At 62.3% G+C, this 19,695-nt stretch carries 18 protein-coding genes; 8 read left to right on the top strand and 10 right to left on the bottom strand.

The annotated features are described in order from the left end of the window. Positions 1 to 157: 157 nt before the first annotated feature. From A3M7_RS0133670 to A3M7_RS0133655, 4 genes are all read left to right on the top strand, one after another. Positions 158 to 604, top strand: a complete 447-nt coding sequence (locus A3M7_RS0133670; protein WP_027547852.1) for a (2Fe-2S)-binding protein — start codon at positions 158 to 160, stop codon at positions 602 to 604. 13 nt (positions 605 to 617) lie between these two features. After that, a complete protein-coding gene (locus tag A3M7_RS0133665) occupies positions 618 to 2,858 on the top strand; it encodes a xanthine dehydrogenase family protein molybdopterin-binding subunit (protein WP_027547851.1) in 2,241 nt (746 codons plus the stop codon). 85 nt (positions 2,859 to 2,943) lie between these two features. After that, positions 2,944 to 3,261: a LysR family transcriptional regulator gene (locus A3M7_RS51385; RefSeq protein ID WP_027547850.1), complete on the top strand. Its 318-nt coding sequence runs from the start codon at positions 2,944 to 2,946 to the stop codon at positions 3,259 to 3,261. A gap of 153 nt (positions 3,262 to 3,414) precedes the next feature. Continuing rightward, entirely contained in the window at positions 3,415 to 4,335 is a 921-nt protein-coding gene (locus tag A3M7_RS0133655; RefSeq protein ID WP_084302760.1) for a LysR family transcriptional regulator, read from the top strand. Positions 4,336 to 4,360: 25 nt separating this feature from the next. Here A3M7_RS0133655 and A3M7_RS0133650 read toward each other — a convergent pair whose 3' ends face one another. The 7 genes from A3M7_RS0133650 to A3M7_RS0133620 form a co-directional block, all read right to left on the bottom strand. Beyond that, entirely contained in the window at positions 4,361 to 5,125 is a 765-nt protein-coding gene (locus A3M7_RS0133650) for an SDR family NAD(P)-dependent oxidoreductase (protein WP_049823862.1), read from the bottom strand. A gap of 44 nt (positions 5,126 to 5,169) precedes the next feature. Then, positions 5,170 to 6,651 (bottom strand): aldehyde dehydrogenase, encoded by a 1,482-nt coding sequence (locus tag A3M7_RS0133645; RefSeq protein ID WP_027547847.1) that lies wholly within the window; start codon positions 6,649 to 6,651, stop codon positions 5,170 to 5,172. Between the two features lie 5 nt (positions 6,652 to 6,656). Further along, positions 6,657 to 8,129, bottom strand: coding sequence for an NAD-dependent succinate-semialdehyde dehydrogenase (locus A3M7_RS0133640; RefSeq protein ID WP_027547846.1), 1,473 nt, complete (start codon positions 8,127 to 8,129; stop codon positions 6,657 to 6,659). Positions 8,130 to 8,193: 64 nt separating this feature from the next. Then, the gene (locus A3M7_RS0133635) at positions 8,194 to 8,415 is read right to left on the bottom strand and encodes an aldehyde dehydrogenase family protein (RefSeq protein ID WP_027547845.1); all 222 of its coding nucleotides are present in this window, start codon (positions 8,413 to 8,415) and stop codon (positions 8,194 to 8,196) included. A gap of 101 nt (positions 8,416 to 8,516) precedes the next feature. Beyond that, positions 8,517 to 9,542: a zinc-binding dehydrogenase gene (locus A3M7_RS0133630; RefSeq protein ID WP_027547844.1), complete on the bottom strand. Its 1,026-nt coding sequence runs from the start codon at positions 9,540 to 9,542 to the stop codon at positions 8,517 to 8,519. Between the two features lie 84 nt (positions 9,543 to 9,626). Further along, complete coding sequence (locus tag A3M7_RS0133625) at positions 9,627 to 11,240, bottom strand: MFS transporter (RefSeq protein WP_198033859.1); 1,614 nt, start codon at positions 11,238 to 11,240, stop codon at positions 9,627 to 9,629. 56 nt (positions 11,241 to 11,296) lie between these two features. Then, complete coding sequence (locus tag A3M7_RS0133620; protein WP_027547842.1) at positions 11,297 to 12,136, bottom strand: hypothetical protein; 840 nt, start codon at positions 12,134 to 12,136, stop codon at positions 11,297 to 11,299. Positions 12,137 to 12,403: 267 nt separating this feature from the next. On the opposite strand from A3M7_RS0133620, the gene A3M7_RS0133615 reads away from it, so the two are divergent. The 3 genes from A3M7_RS0133615 to A3M7_RS0133605 all read left to right on the top strand — a co-directional run bounded on the left by A3M7_RS0133615 (position 12,404) and on the right by A3M7_RS0133605 (position 15,576). Continuing rightward, on the top strand, positions 12,404 to 13,192 hold the full coding sequence (locus A3M7_RS0133615) for an HpcH/HpaI aldolase/citrate lyase family protein (RefSeq protein ID WP_027547841.1): 789 nt from the start codon (positions 12,404 to 12,406) through the stop codon (positions 13,190 to 13,192). 67 nt (positions 13,193 to 13,259) lie between these two features. Then, positions 13,260 to 14,084: an SDR family NAD(P)-dependent oxidoreductase gene (locus tag A3M7_RS0133610; protein WP_027547840.1), complete on the top strand. Its 825-nt coding sequence runs from the start codon at positions 13,260 to 13,262 to the stop codon at positions 14,082 to 14,084. 46 nt (positions 14,085 to 14,130) lie between these two features. Beyond that, positions 14,131 to 15,576: an aldehyde dehydrogenase family protein gene (locus A3M7_RS0133605; RefSeq protein ID WP_027547839.1), complete on the top strand. Its 1,446-nt coding sequence runs from the start codon at positions 14,131 to 14,133 to the stop codon at positions 15,574 to 15,576. 149 nt (positions 15,577 to 15,725) lie between these two features. Here A3M7_RS0133605 and A3M7_RS0133600 read toward each other — a convergent pair whose 3' ends face one another. The 3 genes from A3M7_RS0133600 to A3M7_RS0133590 all read right to left on the bottom strand — a co-directional run bounded on the left by A3M7_RS0133600 (position 15,726) and on the right by A3M7_RS0133590 (position 18,881). Next, complete coding sequence (locus tag A3M7_RS0133600) at positions 15,726 to 17,030, bottom strand: IS701 family transposase (protein WP_027547838.1); 1,305 nt, start codon at positions 17,028 to 17,030, stop codon at positions 15,726 to 15,728. Positions 17,031 to 17,112: 82 nt separating this feature from the next. Then, the gene (locus tag A3M7_RS0133595; RefSeq protein WP_027547837.1) at positions 17,113 to 17,892 is read right to left on the bottom strand and encodes an SDR family NAD(P)-dependent oxidoreductase; all 780 of its coding nucleotides are present in this window, start codon (positions 17,890 to 17,892) and stop codon (positions 17,113 to 17,115) included. Between the two features lie 11 nt (positions 17,893 to 17,903). Then, a complete protein-coding gene (locus tag A3M7_RS0133590; protein WP_027547836.1) occupies positions 17,904 to 18,881 on the bottom strand; it encodes a tripartite tricarboxylate transporter substrate binding protein in 978 nt (325 codons plus the stop codon). 317 nt (positions 18,882 to 19,198) lie between these two features. On the opposite strand from A3M7_RS0133590, the gene A3M7_RS0133585 reads away from it, so the two are divergent. After that, positions 19,199 to 19,498: a YciI family protein gene (locus tag A3M7_RS0133585; protein WP_027547835.1), complete on the top strand. Its 300-nt coding sequence runs from the start codon at positions 19,199 to 19,201 to the stop codon at positions 19,496 to 19,498. Positions 19,499 to 19,695: the final 197 nt, after the last annotated feature.

Raw genomic sequence — 19,695 nt, 5'->3', positions numbered from 1 at the left:
CGTCCTGAGATCATTTATCGAACCAGCTCATAAGTCCTATCGCAACTGACTATCTAATTCCAGGCTGGCAATCCGGGTAGACATTGTTTCTTTTGCCACGTCTTGCTCGTACCAGACCGCAAGTCGGGCGTCAGGTGACAATCTGAGGAGCAGCTCTATGGAATTGGTCATCAACGGCAAGACTCTGCAGGTTACGATGGAAGACGACACACCTCTACTGTGGGTGATCCGCGACGAACTCGGCATGACCGGCACGAAGTACGGCTGCGGAATCGCCCAGTGCGGCGCCTGCACGGTGTTGATCGACGGTCAGGCAACGCGCTCCTGTGTTACGCCGGTCGGTAGCGTCGCCGGGCAATCCATCACCACGATCGAGGCGATCACTGAGGACACGGTCGGCCGTCGCGTGGTCGACGCGTGGGTTGCCAACCAGGTGCCGCAATGTGGCTACTGCCAGTCCGGCCAGGTGATGGCCGCGACGGCATTGCTGAAGCAGAATCCCAAGCCAAGCCCTCAGGATGTCGCCGCTGCGATGGTCAATTTGTGCCGTTGCGGCACCTATAACGCAATCGCCGCCGCGATGCGGCAGGTCGCGCAGGGCTGAGGGGAGGCGCACGATGAATAACATGAATCACGATTTCCGCGCCGCCACCGATTTGCCGGAAGGCCAACCGGTCAACCTCTCCCGGCGCGGCTTCCTGGGTGCTTCGCTAGGCGCCCTCGTCCTTGGCGTCACGCTGCCGACCGGCGAGGTTCTGGCACAGGCCGCTGCTGCCGGGGCCAAGGCCGCTCCGCGCGTGTCGGCATTCCTGGAAATTCGTGCCGATAACACCGTCTTGCTGCGCAGTCCCTTCGTCGAGGGCGGACAAGGCATCTCCACCGCACTCGCGCAGATCGTCGGCGAGGAGCTGGACGTCGAGCCGGCCAGCTTCACCGTAGAATGCGCACCGCCCGGCAAAGACTATCTGCTGGTGAATGGCAACCGCTTCACCGGCGGAAGCTACTCCGTGCGCTCGAGCTACCAGACGATGCGCCGCGTCGGCGCCTCCGCCCGGCAGATGCTGCTACAGGCCGCGGCCGCTCGCCTTCGAGTCCCTGTCGCGAGCCTCACAACGGAGCCGGGACGTATTCGCCACGCCGTCTCCAACCGCACGGTCCAATACGGTGCACTGGCCTCTGAGGCGGCAGCCCTGCCCGTCCCGCAGGACGTGACGCTTCGTTCCGAAAAGGATTTTCGCTGGATCGGCAAGCCGGTTGCACGCCTCGACGTCCGCGATAAATCCACCGGCAAGGTGACCTACGGCATCGACCTCACGATCGCCGGCATGCTGCAGGCTGCCATCCAGCACGCTCCGCGCCGCGGTCTCGATCCTTCCGGGTTCGGCAATGAGGCCGAGGTGAAAGCGATGCCCGGCGTGCACTCTGTCCATCGTCTGCCTGGTGCCGTGGCCGTCGTGGCCGATCGCTGGTGGCATGCCCGGCGCGCGGTCGAGACGTTGCAGGTCAGGTGGAGCGAGTCCGCATCGAACTCGCAGCGCTTGATGCCGGCGGACTTCTCGTCCGAGGGGCGCAAGGCCCTCCTGGACGCCACTCCCGGACCGGGCATCTCCGCTGACACGGCAGGTGACGCCGCCGGCGCGCTCGCCGACGCCGCGCATGTGGTGACTGCGAAATATGACGCACCTTATCTGGCACACGGTCAGTTGGAGCCGCCCTCGGCGATCGCGCGCTGGATTGAAGATGGCACGCTCGAACTTTGGATGCCCAACCAGGCGCCCGAACTGTTTCAAAACGCAGCCGCCAAGGCTGCGGGCATTGCCCCTGAAAAGGTGAAGATTCATTCTCCTATGCTGGGCGGATTCTTCGGCCGGCATTTCCTGTACGACACCGCAAATCCGTTTCCGCAAGCCATTTTACTGGCAAAAGCGGTCGGGCGTCCGGTCAAGGTCATCTGGAGCCGCGAAGAGGAATTTCTGCGCGACGCGCTGCGCCCGATGGGCTTTGCACGCTTCCGGGGCGGCCTCGACGCCAATGGCATTCCCGTCGCGCTCGAAGCTGAAGCCGTTGGTGAGGGACCGGTGGATCGCTGGTTCGGCCGCAAACCTGGCGTCGCCGACCGTTCGGCCGTCGAGGGGATCGCCGACAAACCTTACGCGATCCCCAACCGCCGCGTTGCCCACGTCCTCGTCGATGACCCCAACATCATCGGGTTCTGGCGCTCGGTCGGCCACTCCATGAACGACTTCTTCTACGAGACATTCTTCGATGAGCTTGCTGATGCCGGCAAGCAGGATCCCTATCAGTTGCGACTGCGGCTCTTGGCCGACAAGCCCCGCCAAAAGACGCTGCTGGAGGCCGTCGGCGATCTCTCGGGCGGCTGGAAGCGCGGCCCCTTCAGCGCGGCAGACGGCAGCAAGCGGGCGCGCGGCGCCGCCATGGCCTCCCCGTTCGGCAGCGAGGTCGCAACGATTGCGGAGGTCTCGCTGAAGGACGGTAGCGTCATGGTGCATGATGTCTGGGTTGCTATTGATCCAGGCAGCATCGTCAATCCCGGCATTATCGAAGCTCAGGTCAACTCTGCCGTTGCGCTCGGCCTTTCGTCGGCATTGCTGGAAGAGGTCGTCTACGCCAAGGGGGCTCCGCAGGCGCGCAACTTCGATGCCTATCCCATTCTCCCGCCGGACCGGATGCCACGCGTGCACGTGCGCATCGTCAAGAGTGGCGCTCCCATGGGCGGCATCGGCGAACCCGGACTGCCCGGCGTGCCGCCGGCCGTCGCCAATGCGGTCGCCGTTCTGACGGGTCAGCGCATTCGCAGCCTGCCTCTGTCGAAGATCAAGTTCGGAGAGATGGGCTGACCGACCGGGAAGCTCCCGTTCCTGTGCACGGCTTACGTGACAGCCGCGCACTGCCGGAGTGCAGACGGATGAACGAAGGTGATGGATGCATCGCGGCTGTTTTGACGACCTCAAGGCCGTAGGACGAGAACGCAGTTTCACGAAAGCTGCGGCGAAGCTTGGTCTATCGAAGCGGGAGAGCGCTTGCTTCGAACGGTCGCCCCATGACGACGGCCGGCTGATCTTCAACAGCATCTTCGAGGTGCTTGATGCTGCGGTAGCCGGCTTCGACGTTGCCTTCGTACCCGAAGACCTGGCCCTGCCGCACATCGCGAAGGGACATCTCACGAGAGTGCTCGAAGATTGGTGCGTGCCCTGGTCAGGCTATCATCTCTACTCCCCGACCAGGTCGCAAGGGGTATAAACGTATGCTATACCCTCCCCATCCAGACGCGTTGAAGGCGTCGGCGGACAGGGGCAATAAATACGGTTCCTGTTTCCGCCCCGGTTGGAATGGCGACCGTTTGGGCGGCGCTCATAAGAACAAAAAAGAATCCGATCAGATCGGGAGGAAAAATTGGATCCGAAGAAGTTGCTCTATCTTGCGTCGGTCATCGAGAGCGGGAGCTTCAAGAAGGCGGCCAAGGAACTGCTGATGTCGCAACCAGCACTGTCATGCTCGATCGACCGCCTGGAGCAGAGCCTTGGCGGTCAGCTTCTCGAGCGCAGTCCGATCGGGGTCAAGCCGACACCGATGGGAGAACTCCTGTACGCTCACGCGCGACTGATCCGCGATGAGTTGAAGCTTGCGGAAAGTCGGATGAGGGAATCAGACGGGCACAGGGACAGCGCTGTGGCTTTCGGTACTCTGCCGAGCCTTGCGAATTACATTGTCCCGCAAGCGATCTGCAAGTGGCGCGACGACCATCCGAAAACAGTCCTCCGCGTCGCCGAAAAAATCCAACTCGAGCTCCTGCTCAGTCTCATGCGCGGGGAAGTGGATTTCATCGTCGCCCAGACGGAATGCTACGGATTCCTCGAAGGCCTGAAGCAACGGGTCCTGTTCCGGGATCGCCTGTTTGTCATCGCTCGGCCGGATCATCCTGCCCTTGGACTCGATAAGCCTTCATGGTCAAGTCTTGCCCAGTTTCCGTGGATCATCCAGATGGTTGGCAGGCAGAGGACCCTCCTGGAGAAACTGGTTGCGTCAGAGGGCGTTGATCTCCCGGCGCAGCTGACGGAGTGCGGGACCGTCAACTGCATCAAGGCCCTCGTCGCCGGAAGCGACAGCCTCGCCTTGCTGCCGGCCTCGGCCATAAATTCCGATGTCCAGGCGGGTAAGATCATGGCTCTCGACATCGCCGGTCCCCTGCTCAACCGCGATATTGCGCTCATCTTCCGCGAGCGGCATCCGCTGAATGAGGCAAGCCGCAATCTCGTCAGTCAGATCGCGGCTGCGGGTATCGATCTCGGTCCTGAATTGAATTGTGAGCCGTAGGCGACTGTCGACACCCGCATCTCAATCAATGAAAGGACCGGCCGCCGTCAACGGCGAGCGCCGCACCGGTCACGTATGAGGAATCTGTGCTGGTCAGGAACAGGATGGCGCGGGAGATCTCGGCCGGATCTGCCAGCCGTTTTAGCGCGTAGTTGCCCACGTTTGCCCGATGGCCATCCGCCATTGGCGTATCCACCATGCCCGGGCAGACACTGTTGACCCTGATCAGAGGTGCGAGCTCAGCGGCGAGCGCGCGCGTCAAATTCACCACGCCCCCTTTCGAGGCCGCATAGGCTGTATGGCCGGGTGCATTGGGGAGAAGCCCCTGAGCGGAGGCGATGTTGACGATCGTCGCGGACGCTTCCCGCCCCATCCAAGGAAGACAGCTGCGCGCGACGATGTACGTCCCTGTGAGGTTAACCTCGATGACCTTGCGGAAGGCATGAGCTGGCATGTCCGCAGCTGGCCCGGTGGACATGATCCCGGCTGCGTTCACGAGGCCGTCGATACCTCCCATCGCTCGGGCTGCTTGCCCAATTGCCGTCGTAACGGATGCTTCGTCAGTGATGTCAACTTCGAGGGCAAGACCGCTCACGTGTCCTGCTGCGTCGGCAAGCCCTTTTCCGTTGCGGTCGAGCAACGCGAGCGATGCCCCTTCGGCAGCAAACAACTGAGCCGTCATCCGGCCGATCCCGGATGCTGCGCCGGTGATGACGATCCGGCGACCGCTCAGTCTGATGCCAGAAGTCTGAGAGATATGAACCGTCGGAGTTGAGAGGCTTTGGCTCATCGATACAGATTCTCCCCCAAATCAGCCAGTTACCAACGCAGTGGCTAACGCATAACGAAGGCATTTCGGCGGGCGTCGGCGGCCGTCGACATGAAGACGCTCTTCGTCTCGAGGTATTCGTCGACGGCCTGGATCCCACTCTCCCGCCCGAGGCCCGATCGTTTCATGCCCCCGAATGGCACCATGTAACTGTAGGCACGGTAGGTGTTGACCCAGACCGTTCCGACCTTGAGCGCTTTCGACATGCGCATCGCGCGCCCGATGCTATTCGTCCAAACGCCGGCGACGAGCCCGTATGCAACGTCGTTGGCGATCTCGATGGCGTCTTCGTCCGTTTCGAATTCGATGATCGACAGGATCGGCCCGAAAACCTCCTCCTGTGCGATGCGCATGTTGTTGGCGACGTCGGTGAAGATCGTCGGCTCAATGAACTGGCCTCCGATCAGTCCGGGTCCTGTCGCGGGCTTGCCCCCGAGGATGCAGCGAGCCCCGTCTTTTCGAGCCACGTCGATGTAGTCCAGAACTTTCTGGTACTGCGGGGGCGTCGCAATCGGACCCACATTGGTCTGGGAATCCATGGGATCGCCGAGACGCACCTGGCGAGCCAGATCGACCAGCTTTTCGGTGAATACCTTCCGTATTGATTTCTGCACCAGTAGCCGCGATCCGGCCGTGCACATTTGACCGGCAGCACCGAAGATTCCGGAGATCGCGCCGGAAGCCGCGAGGTCGAGGTCGGCGTCTTCGAACACGATGTTCGGCGACTTGCCCCCGAGTTCAAGCGAGACGCTCTTCATACCGCGCGCAGCGGTCTCATAAACTCTCGTTCCCGTGGTATCCGACCCGGTGAATGTGACCTTTGATACGTCCGGATGCTCCACGAGCGCGGATCCCGCCTCGTGACCAAGACCGGTGACGACGTTGAAAACCCCGTCTGGCAGCCCTGCGTCCCCGACGAGGGCGGCAAACTCGAGCGTGCTCGCCGATGCGAACTCCGAAGGCTTGACCACGACGGCGCATCCTGCGGCGAGAGCCGGAGCGCACTTGGCGGCGACAAATCCCAGGGGCGAGTTCCACGCTGTGAGGGCGGCAACCACGCCGATCGGCTCGCGCGACGTGAACGCCACGGTGCCTTCCTTCTCGATCGGAATGAACGAACCCTCGATCTTGTCCGCTAGTCCCGCGTAATAGAACCAGCTTTGCGCTATCGCATCGAGTTGCCCGTGCATTTCCGCCAGCAGCTTGCCATTGTCGCGCACTTCGATCTCGGCGAGACGCTTGGCATTCTGAACTACGAGGTCTCCAATTTTGCGGATGATGTGGCCGCGCTTGGACGCAGAGAAGCTCGCCCAGGGTCCGCTGGTCATGGCGCGCTTGGCTGCGACTACCGCACGGGAGACGTCGGTCGCATTCGCGCGGGGAATTCGGGCCCACACGTCTCCGCGATAGGGATCGACGGTGTCGAGCCACTCGCCACCCTGCGGCTCGACAAACCGTCCGTCAATGTAAAGCTGATAGGTCTTCATGTGAGCTAAATTCCGCCGAGCGCCATGTATTTGATCTCAAGGTACTCATCGATGCCATGGCGACTGCCTTCGCGCCCGATGCCACTTTCCTTGACGCCGCCGAACGGCACCTCCGGCGTGGAGATCAACCCCTCATTGATGCCGACGATGCCGTATTCCAGGGCCTCGGCGACGCGGAAGATCCGGCCGACATCGCGCGCATAGAAATAGCTCGCCAGTCCGAACGGCGTGTCGTTGGCCAGTCGCACCGCCTCCTCCTCCGTCTGAAAGCGGAAAAGAGGGGCAACGGGCCCAAAGGTCTCCTCGCGGAAGATCAGGGCATCATTCGGCACGTGGGCCAGTACGGTCGGCTGGTAGAAGTTGCCGCCTCGCGCATGCCGCTTCCCGCCCGTCACGATCGTGGCGCCCTTGGCGAGAGCATCGGTGATGTGTTCCTCGACTTTGGTGACCGCCTCGCGGTTGATCATGGGGCCCTGGCTCACACCGGGCTCCATCCCGTCGCCCACGACAAGATCCTCTACGGCCGCTTTCAGTCTAGCGGCGAATGCGTCGTAGACGCCGTCCTGAACCAAAATCCGGTTGGCACAGACACAGGTTTGGCCGGTATTGCGAAATTTCGACGCTATGACGCCCTTGACTGCTTCGTCGAGATCGGCGTCGTCGAACACGATGAATGGCGCATTGCCGCCGAGCTCCATCGAAGTCTTCTTGATCGTCTTGGCGCATTGTTCCAGCAGCGTGCGGCCGACCTCGGTCGAGCCTGTAAAGGAGAGCTTGCGCACAGTGGGGTTTTCCGTGAGCTCTCTGCCGGTTGTGCTCGACGGCCCGGTGATGACGTTGCACACGCCCCGCGGCATACCGCTTCGCTCTGCAAGCACCGCCAGAGCCAGTGCGGAGTACGGCGTTTGGCTCGCAGGCCGGATGACGCCCGTGCAGCCCGCGGCCCATCCCGGACCGGCCTTGCGCGTGATCATGGCAGCGGGGAAGTTCCAGGGCGTGATCGCTGCGAATACGCCGATCGGCTCCTTGGTCACTACGACCCGCCTGCCCGGGACGTGTGCCGGGATCGTCTCCCCATAGACACGCCGCCCTTCTTCCGCAAACCACTCCAGGAATCCGGCGGCATAGGCGATCTCTCCCTTCGACTCGGCCAGCGGCTTCCCCTGCTCGGCCGTCATGATGACCGCCAGATCGTCCGCGTTCGCGAGCATCAGATCAGCCATCCTGCGGATGATTGCGCCCCGCTCCTTTGCCACCATCGCACGCCACTTCGGGAACGCCGTCCGCGCCGCCTCGATGGCCCGGCCAGTCTCGGCACGCCCCATGGCAGGGACCGTCCCCACGAGTGTTCCCGTCGACGGATTGCGGACTTCCACCACCGTACCGCTGTCGGCTGCGACCCATTCGCCGTCGATATAGTTCTGGCTGCGCAGCAGATCGGGGTCGTTCAACTGAAGCTTCGCCGTTTTCTCGAGCATCTGATGTGTTTCCTTCGACAGTCCTGAGTCCTTCGGAGGCGTCGCAGAACTCCGCGCGTCCTCTTCAGGCATTGATGTAGACGTTCTTGGAGTTGGGATACGTATCCAGATGGACACGGCCGCCTTTGGCGGCGTACCCGCTCTGCTTGGTTCCGCCGAAGCCGACGAGCGGATCATTCAGGCCATAACAGTTCACCCACATCACGCCCGTGTGCACGTATCGCCCGCGCGACAGGAACTGCCGCGCCGCGTCGCAAAGCGGTGAAAGCGGTATGTGCTGGTTCATCGACTGTCCTTCATGGAAGATCTTCGTGCGCGCTTCGGTCGCGTCGCCTCACGCCGCTCGACGCGCCGCGCGAGCCCGCCGCCTGCGCCCTTGTTCTGCGGCTACATCAGGAACACGCCCTTGCCGCCGCTCTGACGGTTAAAACTTCGATAGGCTTCCTCCGCCTGATCGAGCGTCCACTGATCCGTGAAAAGCCTGTCGAGATCGATCCCACGCTCGATGACGAACTCCGCGCAGGCGCGTTGGGCCTGGATCGACATCGTCCATGACGTGAGGATACGAAGCTGCTTGCGGAGCATCTGGGCGAGTGAGAATTGGATATCGGCGCCCAGCCCGACGAGACCGACCGTGCCCCAGGGGCGAACGCAGCGCAACGCGTCCTGCCCCGCGGCAGCAGCGCCTGCCGTCTCCAGCGCCATGGTCGCGCCAAGGCCGTTGGTGAGACTTCGAATCGCATCGGGGACATCTCCCTCCCGGGAGTTCACGACGAAGTCGGCACCGAACGCCTTCGCGACGGCGAGCCGATTACCGTCGATGTCGAGCGCGATCACACGCGCGCCCTGCGCCTTGGCGAGGAGCGTTGCTGAGAGACCCACAGGGCCCTGGCCGAAGATCGCGATCGTGTCGCGGCCCGTCAGCCCCATGCGCTCGAACGCCCCCCAAGCGGTGCCCGTGCCGCATGAGATTGCGGCGCCGGCTGCAAAGCTCAGGCGCTCGTCGAGCGGCACCAAAGTATCGGCCGACACCTTCATGTAGGGGGCATGAGCGCCGTGCTGATCCGTTCCGTAGATCGTCACGGGCACTGACTGGCACATTTGCGGCCATCCCGACCGGCAATGCTCGCAATCGGTGCATCCATGATAGTGGTGAACCATAACCCTGGCGCCAATGTGCGCATGCGGACTCGTCACGCCCGGCCCGACGGCTGCAACGATGCCGCATGGCTCGTGGCCTGCGATGATGGGGCTTTCCGGCAGAAGGTGAGGTTTTCGCCGATAGAAATGCAGGTCGCTGCCGCACATTCCAGACGCCTTGATCTCGACCACGACTTCGCCCGGTCCCGGCGTAGGATCCAGGACTGTTGTGAGCTCAAGGGTACAGTCGCCACGAAAAACGATGCCGCGCATCAGATTGTCCTTGTCTATCTCGGGCGCTTGAGCCGCAATCGCAAATGGCGACTGGAACGCCTTCACTTTCACAGCCCGCGTGGGCTACGGTTGCCGCACCGGCGTAAGCGCCACCTCGGGGGCGGCCGCCGCCTCGGGCTCGATCGCTTCGAGAGATTTCTGGTTCGTCTCGATGCCGGCCACCGCCATGAGCAGGGCTACGGCGAGATACATCCCCGAAATTGCGCCGATCACGCCGTTGATGCCGTAATTATTGAACAAGGTCAGTACGACAAACGGGGAGATGATCAGGCCGGCGCGGCCGACCGTCTGCGCGAGGCCGCCGCCGCGGAAGCGATACTCGGTCGGAAACAGCTCGGGAGTGCCGCCGAGACCAAGGGTCAGGAACACCGAGACGGAAGCGACCAGCATCATTCCACAGACGATGATCCAGGTCGGCTCGGTCAGAAACGGATAAGTCGCGCCGAAGGCTGCGCAGATCACGCCGAACGCGACGAGTCCCCAGCGCCGGCCGACCCGATCGGCGAGCACGACACAGAGCAGCGGGCCGATCAGCCAACCGGCCATCATCGCGGCTGTGAAAGCCAGCGAACGCGTGACGCTCATGCCCTGACGCACGAAGAAGGTCGGCATCCATCCCGTGAGAGTATAGGACCCGAACAGGCAACTGACGTTGACCACAAGCGCCAGCAGAGTGCGCCGGATCACCGGGCGGGAGAAGAGAACGGTAATGGGGACCCAACGCGGCGGCGAAGAGGGAACCGCAGTGAACGGAGGCAGTGGACCGGCAGCAGCAGCTTCCTGCTCGATGCGTTGCATGACCTCCTCGGCTTCCGCAGTCCGACCTACCTTTTCGAGCCAGCGAGGCGACTCAGGGAGATGTCGACGGAGCCACCAGACCCAGATCGTGCCGCAACCACCGATCAGGAACATTGTCCGCCAGCCGAGCCACGGGATAATCAGCGCACCGATCGACGAGGTGGCGAAGACGCCAGCCCCCGCAAACACGGCGAGATACCCGAGATATCTGCCCCGCTTCTCCGGAGGCACGAACTCGATGATGAGGCCGTAGCACATGACATACTCGGCGCCCATTCCGAGGCCCATGACCGCGCGGATCGCGATCAGCCAGGGCATGGAGGGCGCCAGGGTCGAGAGCAGCGCCATGCTCCCGAAGATCGCAAGGTTGAACTGATAGGCAAAGCGCCGCCCGAAGCGATCGCTAAGCCAGCCTGCAGCCGCGGCACCGAGCGTCAGGCCGATGAACGTGGCAGACATGAAGAGGGAATTCTGCTCGAGCGTCGACCATTTGCTGTCGAGCAGCGCTGCCAGGACCGATCCCGACAACGTGTTGTCGAACGAGTCGAAAAACATGCCCATGCCGACCAGCCACAGAACCCGGCGATGGAACGATCCGGCTGGAAGGCGATCAAGCCGTGCCCCGGCATTCACTGGCGTGGGCATAGCCACCCCTCCCCCGCTTGAGTGAGAATTGCAGACACGCCGCAGATTCCCGTGGCCAAGCCCTCGGTGCCGTGTTTCAAAATGACCTCCCTTCGTTTCCCAGGGGGCGCACACGTGGTCGTTTTCCAACCTTGCGTGATCACGCTTGAACGTTGCGCCGGCGAGCGGGTGCGCTCGCCGAGCGGTCGTCGTCTTGCGCTGTCGGCACGCAAGCAGCCGAAAGAGCCGCTGCACGACTTGGACGTTCCGAGGGGCGAACGGGCGGCGCGCCGACATCCTGAGCCGCAACTTCAGAACTGATGCAGCACCATGCAGAGGAACTCGGTCGGCTCGATTGCCGTGATCGGCACGGGGCCCTCCTTGGGCAGGAATTCGAGCGCGGATTGCGGTCCGTACTTCTGGCCATCGACGGAGATTTTCCCTTTGCTCAGGTACAGCACCTCAATTGAGGGATGCTCCCCGCCACCGTAGACGGCACCGGCTGCAAGCCGAAGGAAGCCAATCCTTGCATTTCGCTCGGTGAAGGACCCGAGCCACTTGACTTCCACACCCTTTGCCCCCTGCGGAATCCAGGCATAGGCCGATGGATTCATGACGACGACGTCTTCGTAACGCGCCGGCGCGAACTCGAGCTTCCGACCGGTCGCATGTTCGAAGCATGCCGCCGAACCGTCCTGAGTCTTCTGTTCTCCCTTCTCGTCGGTGTAGACGAAGAGACCGCCCTTGAAGTGTCCCTTCTTGTTCAGCGCTGCGTTCGCGGCCTCTCGCTGCGCGACGCTGAGATAGCCCTGGCCGCTCGCACCACCGACTTGCAGAACCATGGTCTCCAGCCCTTCGGGACGATCCTGCGGGCCGTAGTAGACGCTCTCCGGGAAGTAGGCGACCCATCCCTCGGGCAGGACTTTGTTGTCACCGTAGGGATAGTTTCCTTTGAGGACAAAGCGGATCTGATCGAAGTTGTGGCGGTGACGCGGCGCGCGCCAGCCGCCGCCTCCAGCGCGCCCGATGTTCAGATCGTAGTTAATCGGAGAGCCCTCCTCGCCGATCAGCAAATGCTTCTGGGCGAGGACTCCCTCGCGCATGGTTCCGACGAGATCGGCGTCTGTGCTCGAAGATTGTGACACCCGCATAGTCACCTCTCAATACCGCTGCGATTTTTGTACACCGGACTTGAAGCTCCGGCATCGAATGACAGTTAGCTCTTCGCGTGCCCTCACGAAAGCCTCGCCACTCCCGCGGTATAACTTCGCGCTATATGTTGCGCCTGCTTCGTTGAAGTATGTCCTAGAGCTCTCGGCAGGCCATGTATATTTCAGTCGCGTATAGTTTGTAGCGCCCTGGCTTGGCTCCTCGCTCCTGTCCACGAGCGATAACGTCTTCTCGCGACGGTACCGAAAATGGCTTCAGAAACGGATCGGCTTCGCAACAACGTCAGGGAGAAGCTGACGAGAGACCAGACCGTCTATTCCATGACCGTTCGTTTGGTCCGGAGCATTGAGGTCGCCAGCATCGCACGTACGGCCGGCTTCGACACGGTCTATATCGATCTGGAGCACAATGGCTTCTCGCTCGACACGGTGGGCCAGATCTGCATCGCCTGTATCGGCCTGGAGATCGCTCCGTTCGTCCGCGTGCCAAACACCGATCCCGCTTTCATTGCCCGTGTGCTCGACTGCGGCGCGCTCGGCATCATCGCGCCGCATCTCGGTTCGGCCGAAGATGCACGATCCATCGTGCGTGCCGTCAAGTATCCACCCGCCGGAAACAGATCGCTGGCCGGTCTCCTGCCCCAGCTGCATTTCCGTGCGCTGCCGGCTGCGGAGAGTAGCCGGCAGCTGAACGATGCGACGATGATCATCGGGATGATCGAGTCCCCGGAGGGGCTGGCCGCCGTCGAGGAGATTGCCGCCGTTGACGGCGTGGACATCCTGCTCGTGGGGACCAACGATCTCTGCAGTGCGCTCGGTGTGCCAGGGCAGATCGATCACCCCCTCGTCCGCGAGGCCTACGAGCGCTGTCTCAACGCGTGTCGAGCCCATCGCAAGGTTCTCGGTGTGGGCGGGCTTGGCTCGCGCCCGGATCTGATCAAGGAGTTTGTCGCGCATGGTGCTCGCTACGTGTCGACCGGAAACGATCTTTCTTTCCTCATCGGCGCAGCGACCCAGAACCGAAGGCAGTTCGCCTAGGCCGACTTTGAACTCCGGCGTGGCGGAGCGTGCGCCGGTTTCCCAACTGCAACAAGAGAGTTTGAATATGGATGCCAAGACCTCCATTCACGCCCCGGCCGATTCCGGGGTTCCGGCTCATGCCCGAGACTTCAGCGTCGAGAATCGTGTCGTTCTCGTCACTGGTGCTGGCCAAGGTATCGGGCGTGAACTTGCGCGACAGTTCGCTGCCGCTGGAGCTGTCGCAGTGGTGGCGGATCTCAACACGGCCAAAGCCGAAGCCGTCCAGCGGGAGATCGAGGCCGCGGGGGGAAGGGCCAAAGCCGTCCATGTGGACGTGGCAGACCGCGTTTCCGTGAATAATGTGGCGCAAACGATCAGCGAGAGCTACGGGTGCATCGATGTGCTGATCAACAATGCAGCGATTTTCGCGACACTCAACAAGGTCCCGTTCGATCAAATCCCGTTCGACGAATGGGAACGGGTCCTGCGCGTGAATATCACCGGGTCCTATCTTTGCGCCTGCGCGGTCGCGCCGGCGATGCGCCAGGCCGGGTGGGGCCGGATCGTCAACATATCCTCCGATGCCGTGCCGCGCGGTGTCGCCAACTATCTTCACTACGTCACATCGAAGTCGGCGATCATCGGCATGACCAATTCCCTGGCCCGCGAACTCGGCCCGTTCGGGATCACCGTCAATTGTATTCGCCCGGGCGCGACGGCAACGGAAGTGGACCGGAAGCATAATCCTAGCCCGGATTTTCGGCAGAGGGTGCTCGGCGAGCAATGTCTTCCGCGCGGCCAGGTGCCGGAGGACCTGGTGGGCCTCATCATGTTCCTGTCCACGCCGGCCGCAGGCTTCATCACGGGACAGACGATCGCCGCGGACGGCGGCCTCACTCACAGCAACTGAGCGCTCGACGTCACAGAGTCTCACGGGAGCAAGGGCAAAGCCGCACATGGAACAGTATCGGAAATTCTACATCGGCGGCGAGTGGACCGATCCCGCGAGTTTTCAGACGGCCCAATTGATTGATCCAAGGACCGAGACGGCGTTCGCGACGGTCAGCATGGGGACTGCGACCGATGTGGATCGCGCGGTGGCGGCCGCCCGCGGAGCTTTCGCGGAATTCAGCGTTTCCTCTGTCGCAGAGCGGATCGCGATGTTCGATCGCATCCAACGGGCTTACGCCGCGCGCCAGTCCGATCTCGCCGACGTGATCGCACGAGAAATGGGCTCGCCGAAAAGCGCGACGGTCCAAACGCTGGGCCCGGTCGAGCATTGGAACGAAGCTGCCAGAGTCCTTCGGGAGTACCCGTTTGAACGGCGCATCGGAGGATCGATCATCCGGAAAGAAGCGATCGGCGTCTGCGCTCTGATCTCGCCATGGAATTGGCCGGTCCAGACTCCGGTCACGAAGATCGCTTACGCACTTGCCGCCGGTTGCACCATCGTCTTCAAGCCCAGCGAGTATTCGCCCCTGAGCGCGATCATCCTTGCCGAGATCCTTGATGCCGCGGGCGTTCCAAAAGGCGTGTTCAACCTGGTGAACGGCGACGGCCCCAAGGTCGGAGAAGCGTTGTGTCGCCATCCCGAGGTCGACATGATCTCGTTTACCGGCTCGACCCGGGCAGGCATTCTCGTGGCCGCCGCCGCCGCGGGTACGGTCAAGCGCGTCGCGCAGGAGCTCGGCGGAAAATCGGCGAATGTGGTGCTGCAAGACGCCGATCTCGAAGCTGCAGCGCGTTGGAATATCGCGCGCGGTTTTTTCAACGCCGGACAGTCCTGCCACGCGCCGAGCCGGATTTTGGTGCATCGCAGCCAGATGGACGAGATCGCCGGCCATCTGGCGCGCGAGGCGGCCAAGGTCAGTATTGGTGATCCGCGCAACCCGGATACGACGATAGGGCCGGTTGTCAATCGCATGCAGTTCGAGCGGATCCAGCATTACATCCGGACCGGTATCGACGAAGGAGCACGGCTCGTCTGCGGCGGCCCCGGACGGCCGGAAGGTCTAGAACGAGGGTATTTCGTCAAGCCGACTGTATTCGCGGAGGTGACACCGACCATGACGATCGCGCGGGAAGAGATCTTCGGCCCCGTGCTCGCCGTCCTTCCCTACGACGACGAAGAAGAAGCCGTCGCCATCGCCAATGGAACGCCCTATGGGCTCGGTGGCTACGTGTTCTCTTCCGACCGCAAGAAGGGGCTGGCCGTCAGTCGCAGATTGCGGGCCGGACGCATCTTCTTCAACGGCGCAGCGGGCAGCGTGGCGGCCCCCATGGGCGGCTACAAGCAGTCGGGCAACGGGCGGGAAATGGGCATTTTCGGCCTTGAGGAATATCTCGAGGCGAAGGCGATGTTCGGCTTCCAGGAAGAGGCTGCCGCGCTTGCGCCGATCTAGGCTGATCGATGTCCTAGTTCTACTGCGTCATAAATTGTTGTTGCGATCGCACTTTGCTTTGTCCGCAACACGGGCATCTCGGCAAGATTCTAGCGATGGCATTGGCCAAGCGGATGCGCATGGTTGCGATCGAGTTCGGGATATGACGTTCAGGCCGCAACGGCAGCTCCCCTGGGTCGGTAGCCGTCGGGAACGGCAAGTTGCGGGAGGATCGTGGCGGCGTGCGTTGCTGAGGGGGGAATCGTCTCCCTCTCGGAGACCAGGAATCCGTAAGCCGCGATGCAGAGCGTTGCGTGATGGTGGAAGCCACGCCACCCGCGACCTTCAAAATGTCCAAGCCCGACTTCCTGTTTGAGTTCCAGGTAGTCGCGCTCGATGCGCCAACGCAACTTGGTGAAGTAGACCAGACGGTTGAAGGTGATGTCTTCGGGAAGTGTCGACAAGAAGTATTTGGTCGGCTCGCTCTCACCCTTGGGCCACTCGATCAACAGCCATTCTTCCGGGCGCACCTGATGGTGCCGCTCATCACGCCGCGCGACACGCACGCGCACCCGCGCAAAGCGCGAGGACAGCGTCTGCGCCGAACCTTCTCGCCATTCGATCGTGCGCCAGGCGCGCCTGGGCAGGCCGAGCGCAAGCTCTTTAACCGAGACCGGCCAATGCCTGGCGTCGCGCCTCAGCCGATTGGGTGGACGTCCGCGGCCCGACCTCTTCTTCGCCGGCAGCGGCCCTGTGCCCGGTGCCCATACCGTAGTGTTCGATTGGATGCCGGCGACGTACGTCAATTGCAACGCTGTAATGTCAGCGCGCAAATCGCTGTTGTTGCCGTAGCCGGCGTCCATCAACACCACGCCGCGTGGCAGTCCGGCCGCGCAGGCCCAGCGTAGCTGCTCAAGCGCGATCTCATGCTTGGTTTTGAAGCCAATATCTTCAGGAACGCCCGCCTTGCGCAGCCGATCGCTGTCGTTCGTCCACTCCTGCGGCAGATACAGCCGGTACGCCACCGGCAGGCTCGCATGCTCATTGGCAATCGACAGCGATACCGCAACCTGGCAGTTGTCCTCCTTGCCAAGCTGACCACAATACTGCCGCGCAACACCCACCGAGTGCTGCCCCTTCTTGGGCAGCCCGGTATCGTCGATAATCCATGCTTCAATCGGGCCGTGACGCTCGATCTCAGGCAAGACCAGCTCGCGGACCTTGGTCAAAACCCGCTCGTCCGACCAGCGCCCTTCTCCGACAAAATGCAGAAGCGATTGGTGCTGGGCGGCCACCCGAGCCGGTGCCGTCAAGGCTGCGATTGGTTCGACGCTCTTGCGCTCGCAACCCAGCATCAGCCCGGCGCAATAGTCGCGCAGTGGCTGCTTGCGGTCTTGGTGCCCGATCACGCTCGCAAGCCCCTCGACATACGACGCAAATTGCGATTCACTGCTTCCAGACGCCCGGTGACTCATGACTGCCTCCATGCCGACCTGAATCCCCTTGCTTAACTGAGTCCCAGCTTCCTTCGTAACGCGACTTTCTGACTCAGTAGAACTAGTGGGAAGGGATGCAGGCGGTGCTGCCGCCGTCGACAGGGATCACCGCACCGGTAATGAAGCTGGCATCGTCGCAGAGTAGGAACACGATCGCCGCCGCGATCTCGTCTGGATCGGCTTCGCGGCCGATCGGATGTGCGGCGCGGATGCGCCTCACGTTCTCGGGATCCTGGAACATGTAATCGGTGAAAGGCGTCCGCGTCATGCCCGGAGCGACGGCGTTGACCCGGATCTTGTACTTGCCCAGTTCAGCGCACATCGTTCGCGTGATGCCGGACACGGCGAATTTCGAGGCGACATAGCTCAGCCGGTTGGGGACACCCATCAGCCCGGCCCCCGACGAGATGTTGACGATCGACCGCGACGCCTTCTCGCCCTCATAGACGTCTTCAATGGCGAGACGCGCGAAGGCCTGGCACATGTTCACGGTGCCGTCGACATTGACGGCCATGACCTGCTGCCAGCCCTCCGTCTCGACGTCGAGAACGCTGCCGACCCCGCGGATGCCGGCGCAATTGATCAGACCGTGAAGCCTGCCGAAGCGTTGCTGAGCGGCCGCGAAGAACGCTCCAACCTGTTCCCGATCGGCGACGTCGAGCGTCGCGCTGAAAGCACGGTCGCCGATGTTGAATTCCGCCAAAACATCGTCCACGGCATCCTGGCGCAGGTCGACGGCCGCAATCAGCGCCCCCTCTCCGATCAGCCGCCGCACGCAGGCAGCGCCTATTCCGCTGCCCGCGCCGGTCACCAGTACTGCCTTGCCTTCCAGACGTCCCATGATCTCCCCCGTCAGCCGAGCTTGATGTCGAGACTGCGAATGAGCGGTTGCCAGATGGCCTTGTCCTCCTGCCAGCGCTTCGCGAAGGTTTCAGTGTCACTTGCGGGCATGTCCAGCCCGAGGTCCTCGTATCGCTTCTTGACCTGGGGGTCCGACATGGCGCGCGCGAGACCGTCTGCCAAGATTTTCACGGTTGCATCGGGCGTTTTGCGCGGAACGATCACACCTTGCCATGCCCCCGCGCTGAAGCCCGGCAGGCCCTGCTCTGCCATAGTCGGCACGTCCGGAAGCGCCGGGAGGCGCGACTGGGAGAGCGTGCCCAGGGCACGAATGAGTCCGCCTTTGATGGCTTCCGCGGCGGTCGTGTAATCGATGATGATGCTCGGCACGACGCCGGCGAGAACATCAGTCAGCGCAGGTGCCATTCCGCGATAGGGGACATGAGTGAGGCGCACATTCGCGTCCCGGGCCAACCGCTCCATCGCAAGATGAAGCGGGCTGCCGATGCCCGGGCTCGCATAGATGACCGGGTCTTTGGCAGTCCTGGCCTTCTCCAAATACTCCGCCCCCGAACGGATCGGTGAATTCGCCGGCACGGCCAGCAACAGGTTGATGCCGGCATAGAGCCCGACGGGGCGGAAGTCCCTGTCGGGATCATATTTGAGATCGTTGTAGAGTACCGGATTGTAGATGAGAGTGCCGTTATCGGCTCCCATGATGGTCGAGCCATCAGGCGCGGCGCCCGCCAGGGCCGTCGCTGCGATGGCGCTGCCTGCTCCCGGCCGGTTGTCGACGATCACCGTCTGACCGAGGCTGGCTGCCAGCGAAGGGCTCAGCAGGCGGGCGAGCGCATCCGTGGATCCACCGGGCGGATAGCCAACGATCCAGCGAACCGGCCTTTCGATCAGGGCCGCTCGCGCGGAGGTCGAGGCTGCGCAAAGCGCCATTGCGCCAGCCAGGGCTTGACGCCGCGTCAATCCATTCCTCATCAGGGCACTCCTCCCGAGTAGTGGCATCCGCTCAGCGTCCGGCAGATTATCTTCTGTAGAAAATACCGCCGTTCTTCACGCTTCTGCCGCAGGACGTCATTTCGATCTTTCCTCGGCTGACTAGGGCACTGTCCCGCCGCAAGATCAAGATCGTGGCGACAAGTCCATATAGCGCCATCCTATAACCCGCGCATGTATGCCTGTCCGAGCCGCGCGAAGGTGGGTTGAGCCCTCGTATTTCCTGAAGCAGACTAGCCGAACTGGCCGACCAGGAGATCGGGCCGGCTTACAAGAACGCGCCCGGAAAGACGCAGGACATGCCTTACGTCATCACATGGTTTCAGAATGAAGGGACCTCGGAAGTCAGGAAGACTTTCCGGCCCATACACCTGGATCACATCATCAACAATGCACACCGGATTATCGCCAGTGGGGGTCTCTTCTCCGACAATGGCGACAATTACACGGGCGGGCTCGTCATTCTGGATACCGACATCAAGCAAGAAGCGATCGATTTTATCGAGAGCGACCCTTTCTTCATCAACGGCATTTTCAGTTCGTACACGATCCATCGCTGGAAAAAGGCAATCTTCGACTATCAGCGAACCAGCATCTAGAACTATCGCGGCAGTGCCCCGGATCAACATTTTCGCCACGACTTCGGGCACGACCTCTTTTCCGATCCCATCTCCAGCGATGACCGCAATCCCGGTGTCGACTCATAGGTTAACTCGTTGCTTGGGTTAATTCCTTGCTGGGTTGCGTATCGAGGAGAACTTGCCGTGCTCTGCGGGCCCGCGGCTCTCATGCCGAG

The sequence above is a fragment of the Bradyrhizobium sp. WSM2254 genome, from assembly GCF_000472645.1.
Taxonomy (GTDB): domain Bacteria; phylum Pseudomonadota; class Alphaproteobacteria; order Rhizobiales; family Xanthobacteraceae; genus Bradyrhizobium; species Bradyrhizobium niftali.
This window is presented reverse-complemented; position numbering and strand designations above follow the sequence as displayed.

Excerpts from the sequence above, each read along its gene's own strand:
- A3M7_RS51385 (WP_027547850.1), top strand. The coding sequence starts at position 2,944 with ATGCATCGCGGCTGTTTTGACGACCTCAAGGCCGTAGGACGAGAACGC.
- A3M7_RS0133605 (WP_027547839.1), top strand. The coding sequence starts at position 14,131 with ATGGAACAGTATCGGAAATTCTACATCGGCGGCGAGTGGACCGATCCC.
- A3M7_RS0133670 (WP_027547852.1), top strand. The coding sequence starts at position 158 with ATGGAATTGGTCATCAACGGCAAGACTCTGCAGGTTACGATGGAAGAC.
- A3M7_RS0133595 (WP_027547837.1), bottom strand. The coding sequence starts at position 17,892 with ATGGGACGTCTGGAAGGCAAGGCAGTACTGGTGACCGGCGCGGGCAGC.
- A3M7_RS0133665 (WP_027547851.1), top strand. The coding sequence starts at position 618 with ATGAATAACATGAATCACGATTTCCGCGCCGCCACCGATTTGCCGGAA.
- A3M7_RS0133635 (WP_027547845.1), bottom strand. The coding sequence starts at position 8,415 with ATGAACCAGCACATACCGCTTTCACCGCTTTGCGACGCGGCGCGGCAG.
- A3M7_RS0133630 (WP_027547844.1), bottom strand. The coding sequence starts at position 9,542 with ATGCGCGGCATCGTTTTTCGTGGCGACTGTACCCTTGAGCTCACAACA.
- A3M7_RS0133610 (WP_027547840.1), top strand. The coding sequence starts at position 13,260 with ATGGATGCCAAGACCTCCATTCACGCCCCGGCCGATTCCGGGGTTCCG.
- A3M7_RS0133600 (WP_027547838.1), bottom strand. The coding sequence starts at position 17,030 with ATGAGTCACCGGGCGTCTGGAAGCAGTGAATCGCAATTTGCGTCGTAT.
- A3M7_RS0133620 (WP_027547842.1), bottom strand. The coding sequence starts at position 12,136 with ATGCGGGTGTCACAATCTTCGAGCACAGACGCCGATCTCGTCGGAACC.
- A3M7_RS0133615 (WP_027547841.1), top strand. The coding sequence starts at position 12,404 with ATGGCTTCAGAAACGGATCGGCTTCGCAACAACGTCAGGGAGAAGCTG.
- A3M7_RS0133640 (WP_027547846.1), bottom strand. The coding sequence starts at position 8,129 with ATGCTCGAGAAAACGGCGAAGCTTCAGTTGAACGACCCCGATCTGCTG.
- A3M7_RS0133590 (WP_027547836.1), bottom strand. The coding sequence starts at position 18,881 with ATGAGGAATGGATTGACGCGGCGTCAAGCCCTGGCTGGCGCAATGGCG.
- A3M7_RS0133650 (WP_049823862.1), bottom strand. The coding sequence starts at position 5,125 with ATGAGCCAAAGCCTCTCAACTCCGACGGTTCATATCTCTCAGACTTCT.
- A3M7_RS0133585 (WP_027547835.1), top strand. The coding sequence starts at position 19,199 with ATGCCTTACGTCATCACATGGTTTCAGAATGAAGGGACCTCGGAAGTC.
- A3M7_RS0133645 (WP_027547847.1), bottom strand. The coding sequence starts at position 6,651 with ATGAAGACCTATCAGCTTTACATTGACGGACGGTTTGTCGAGCCGCAG.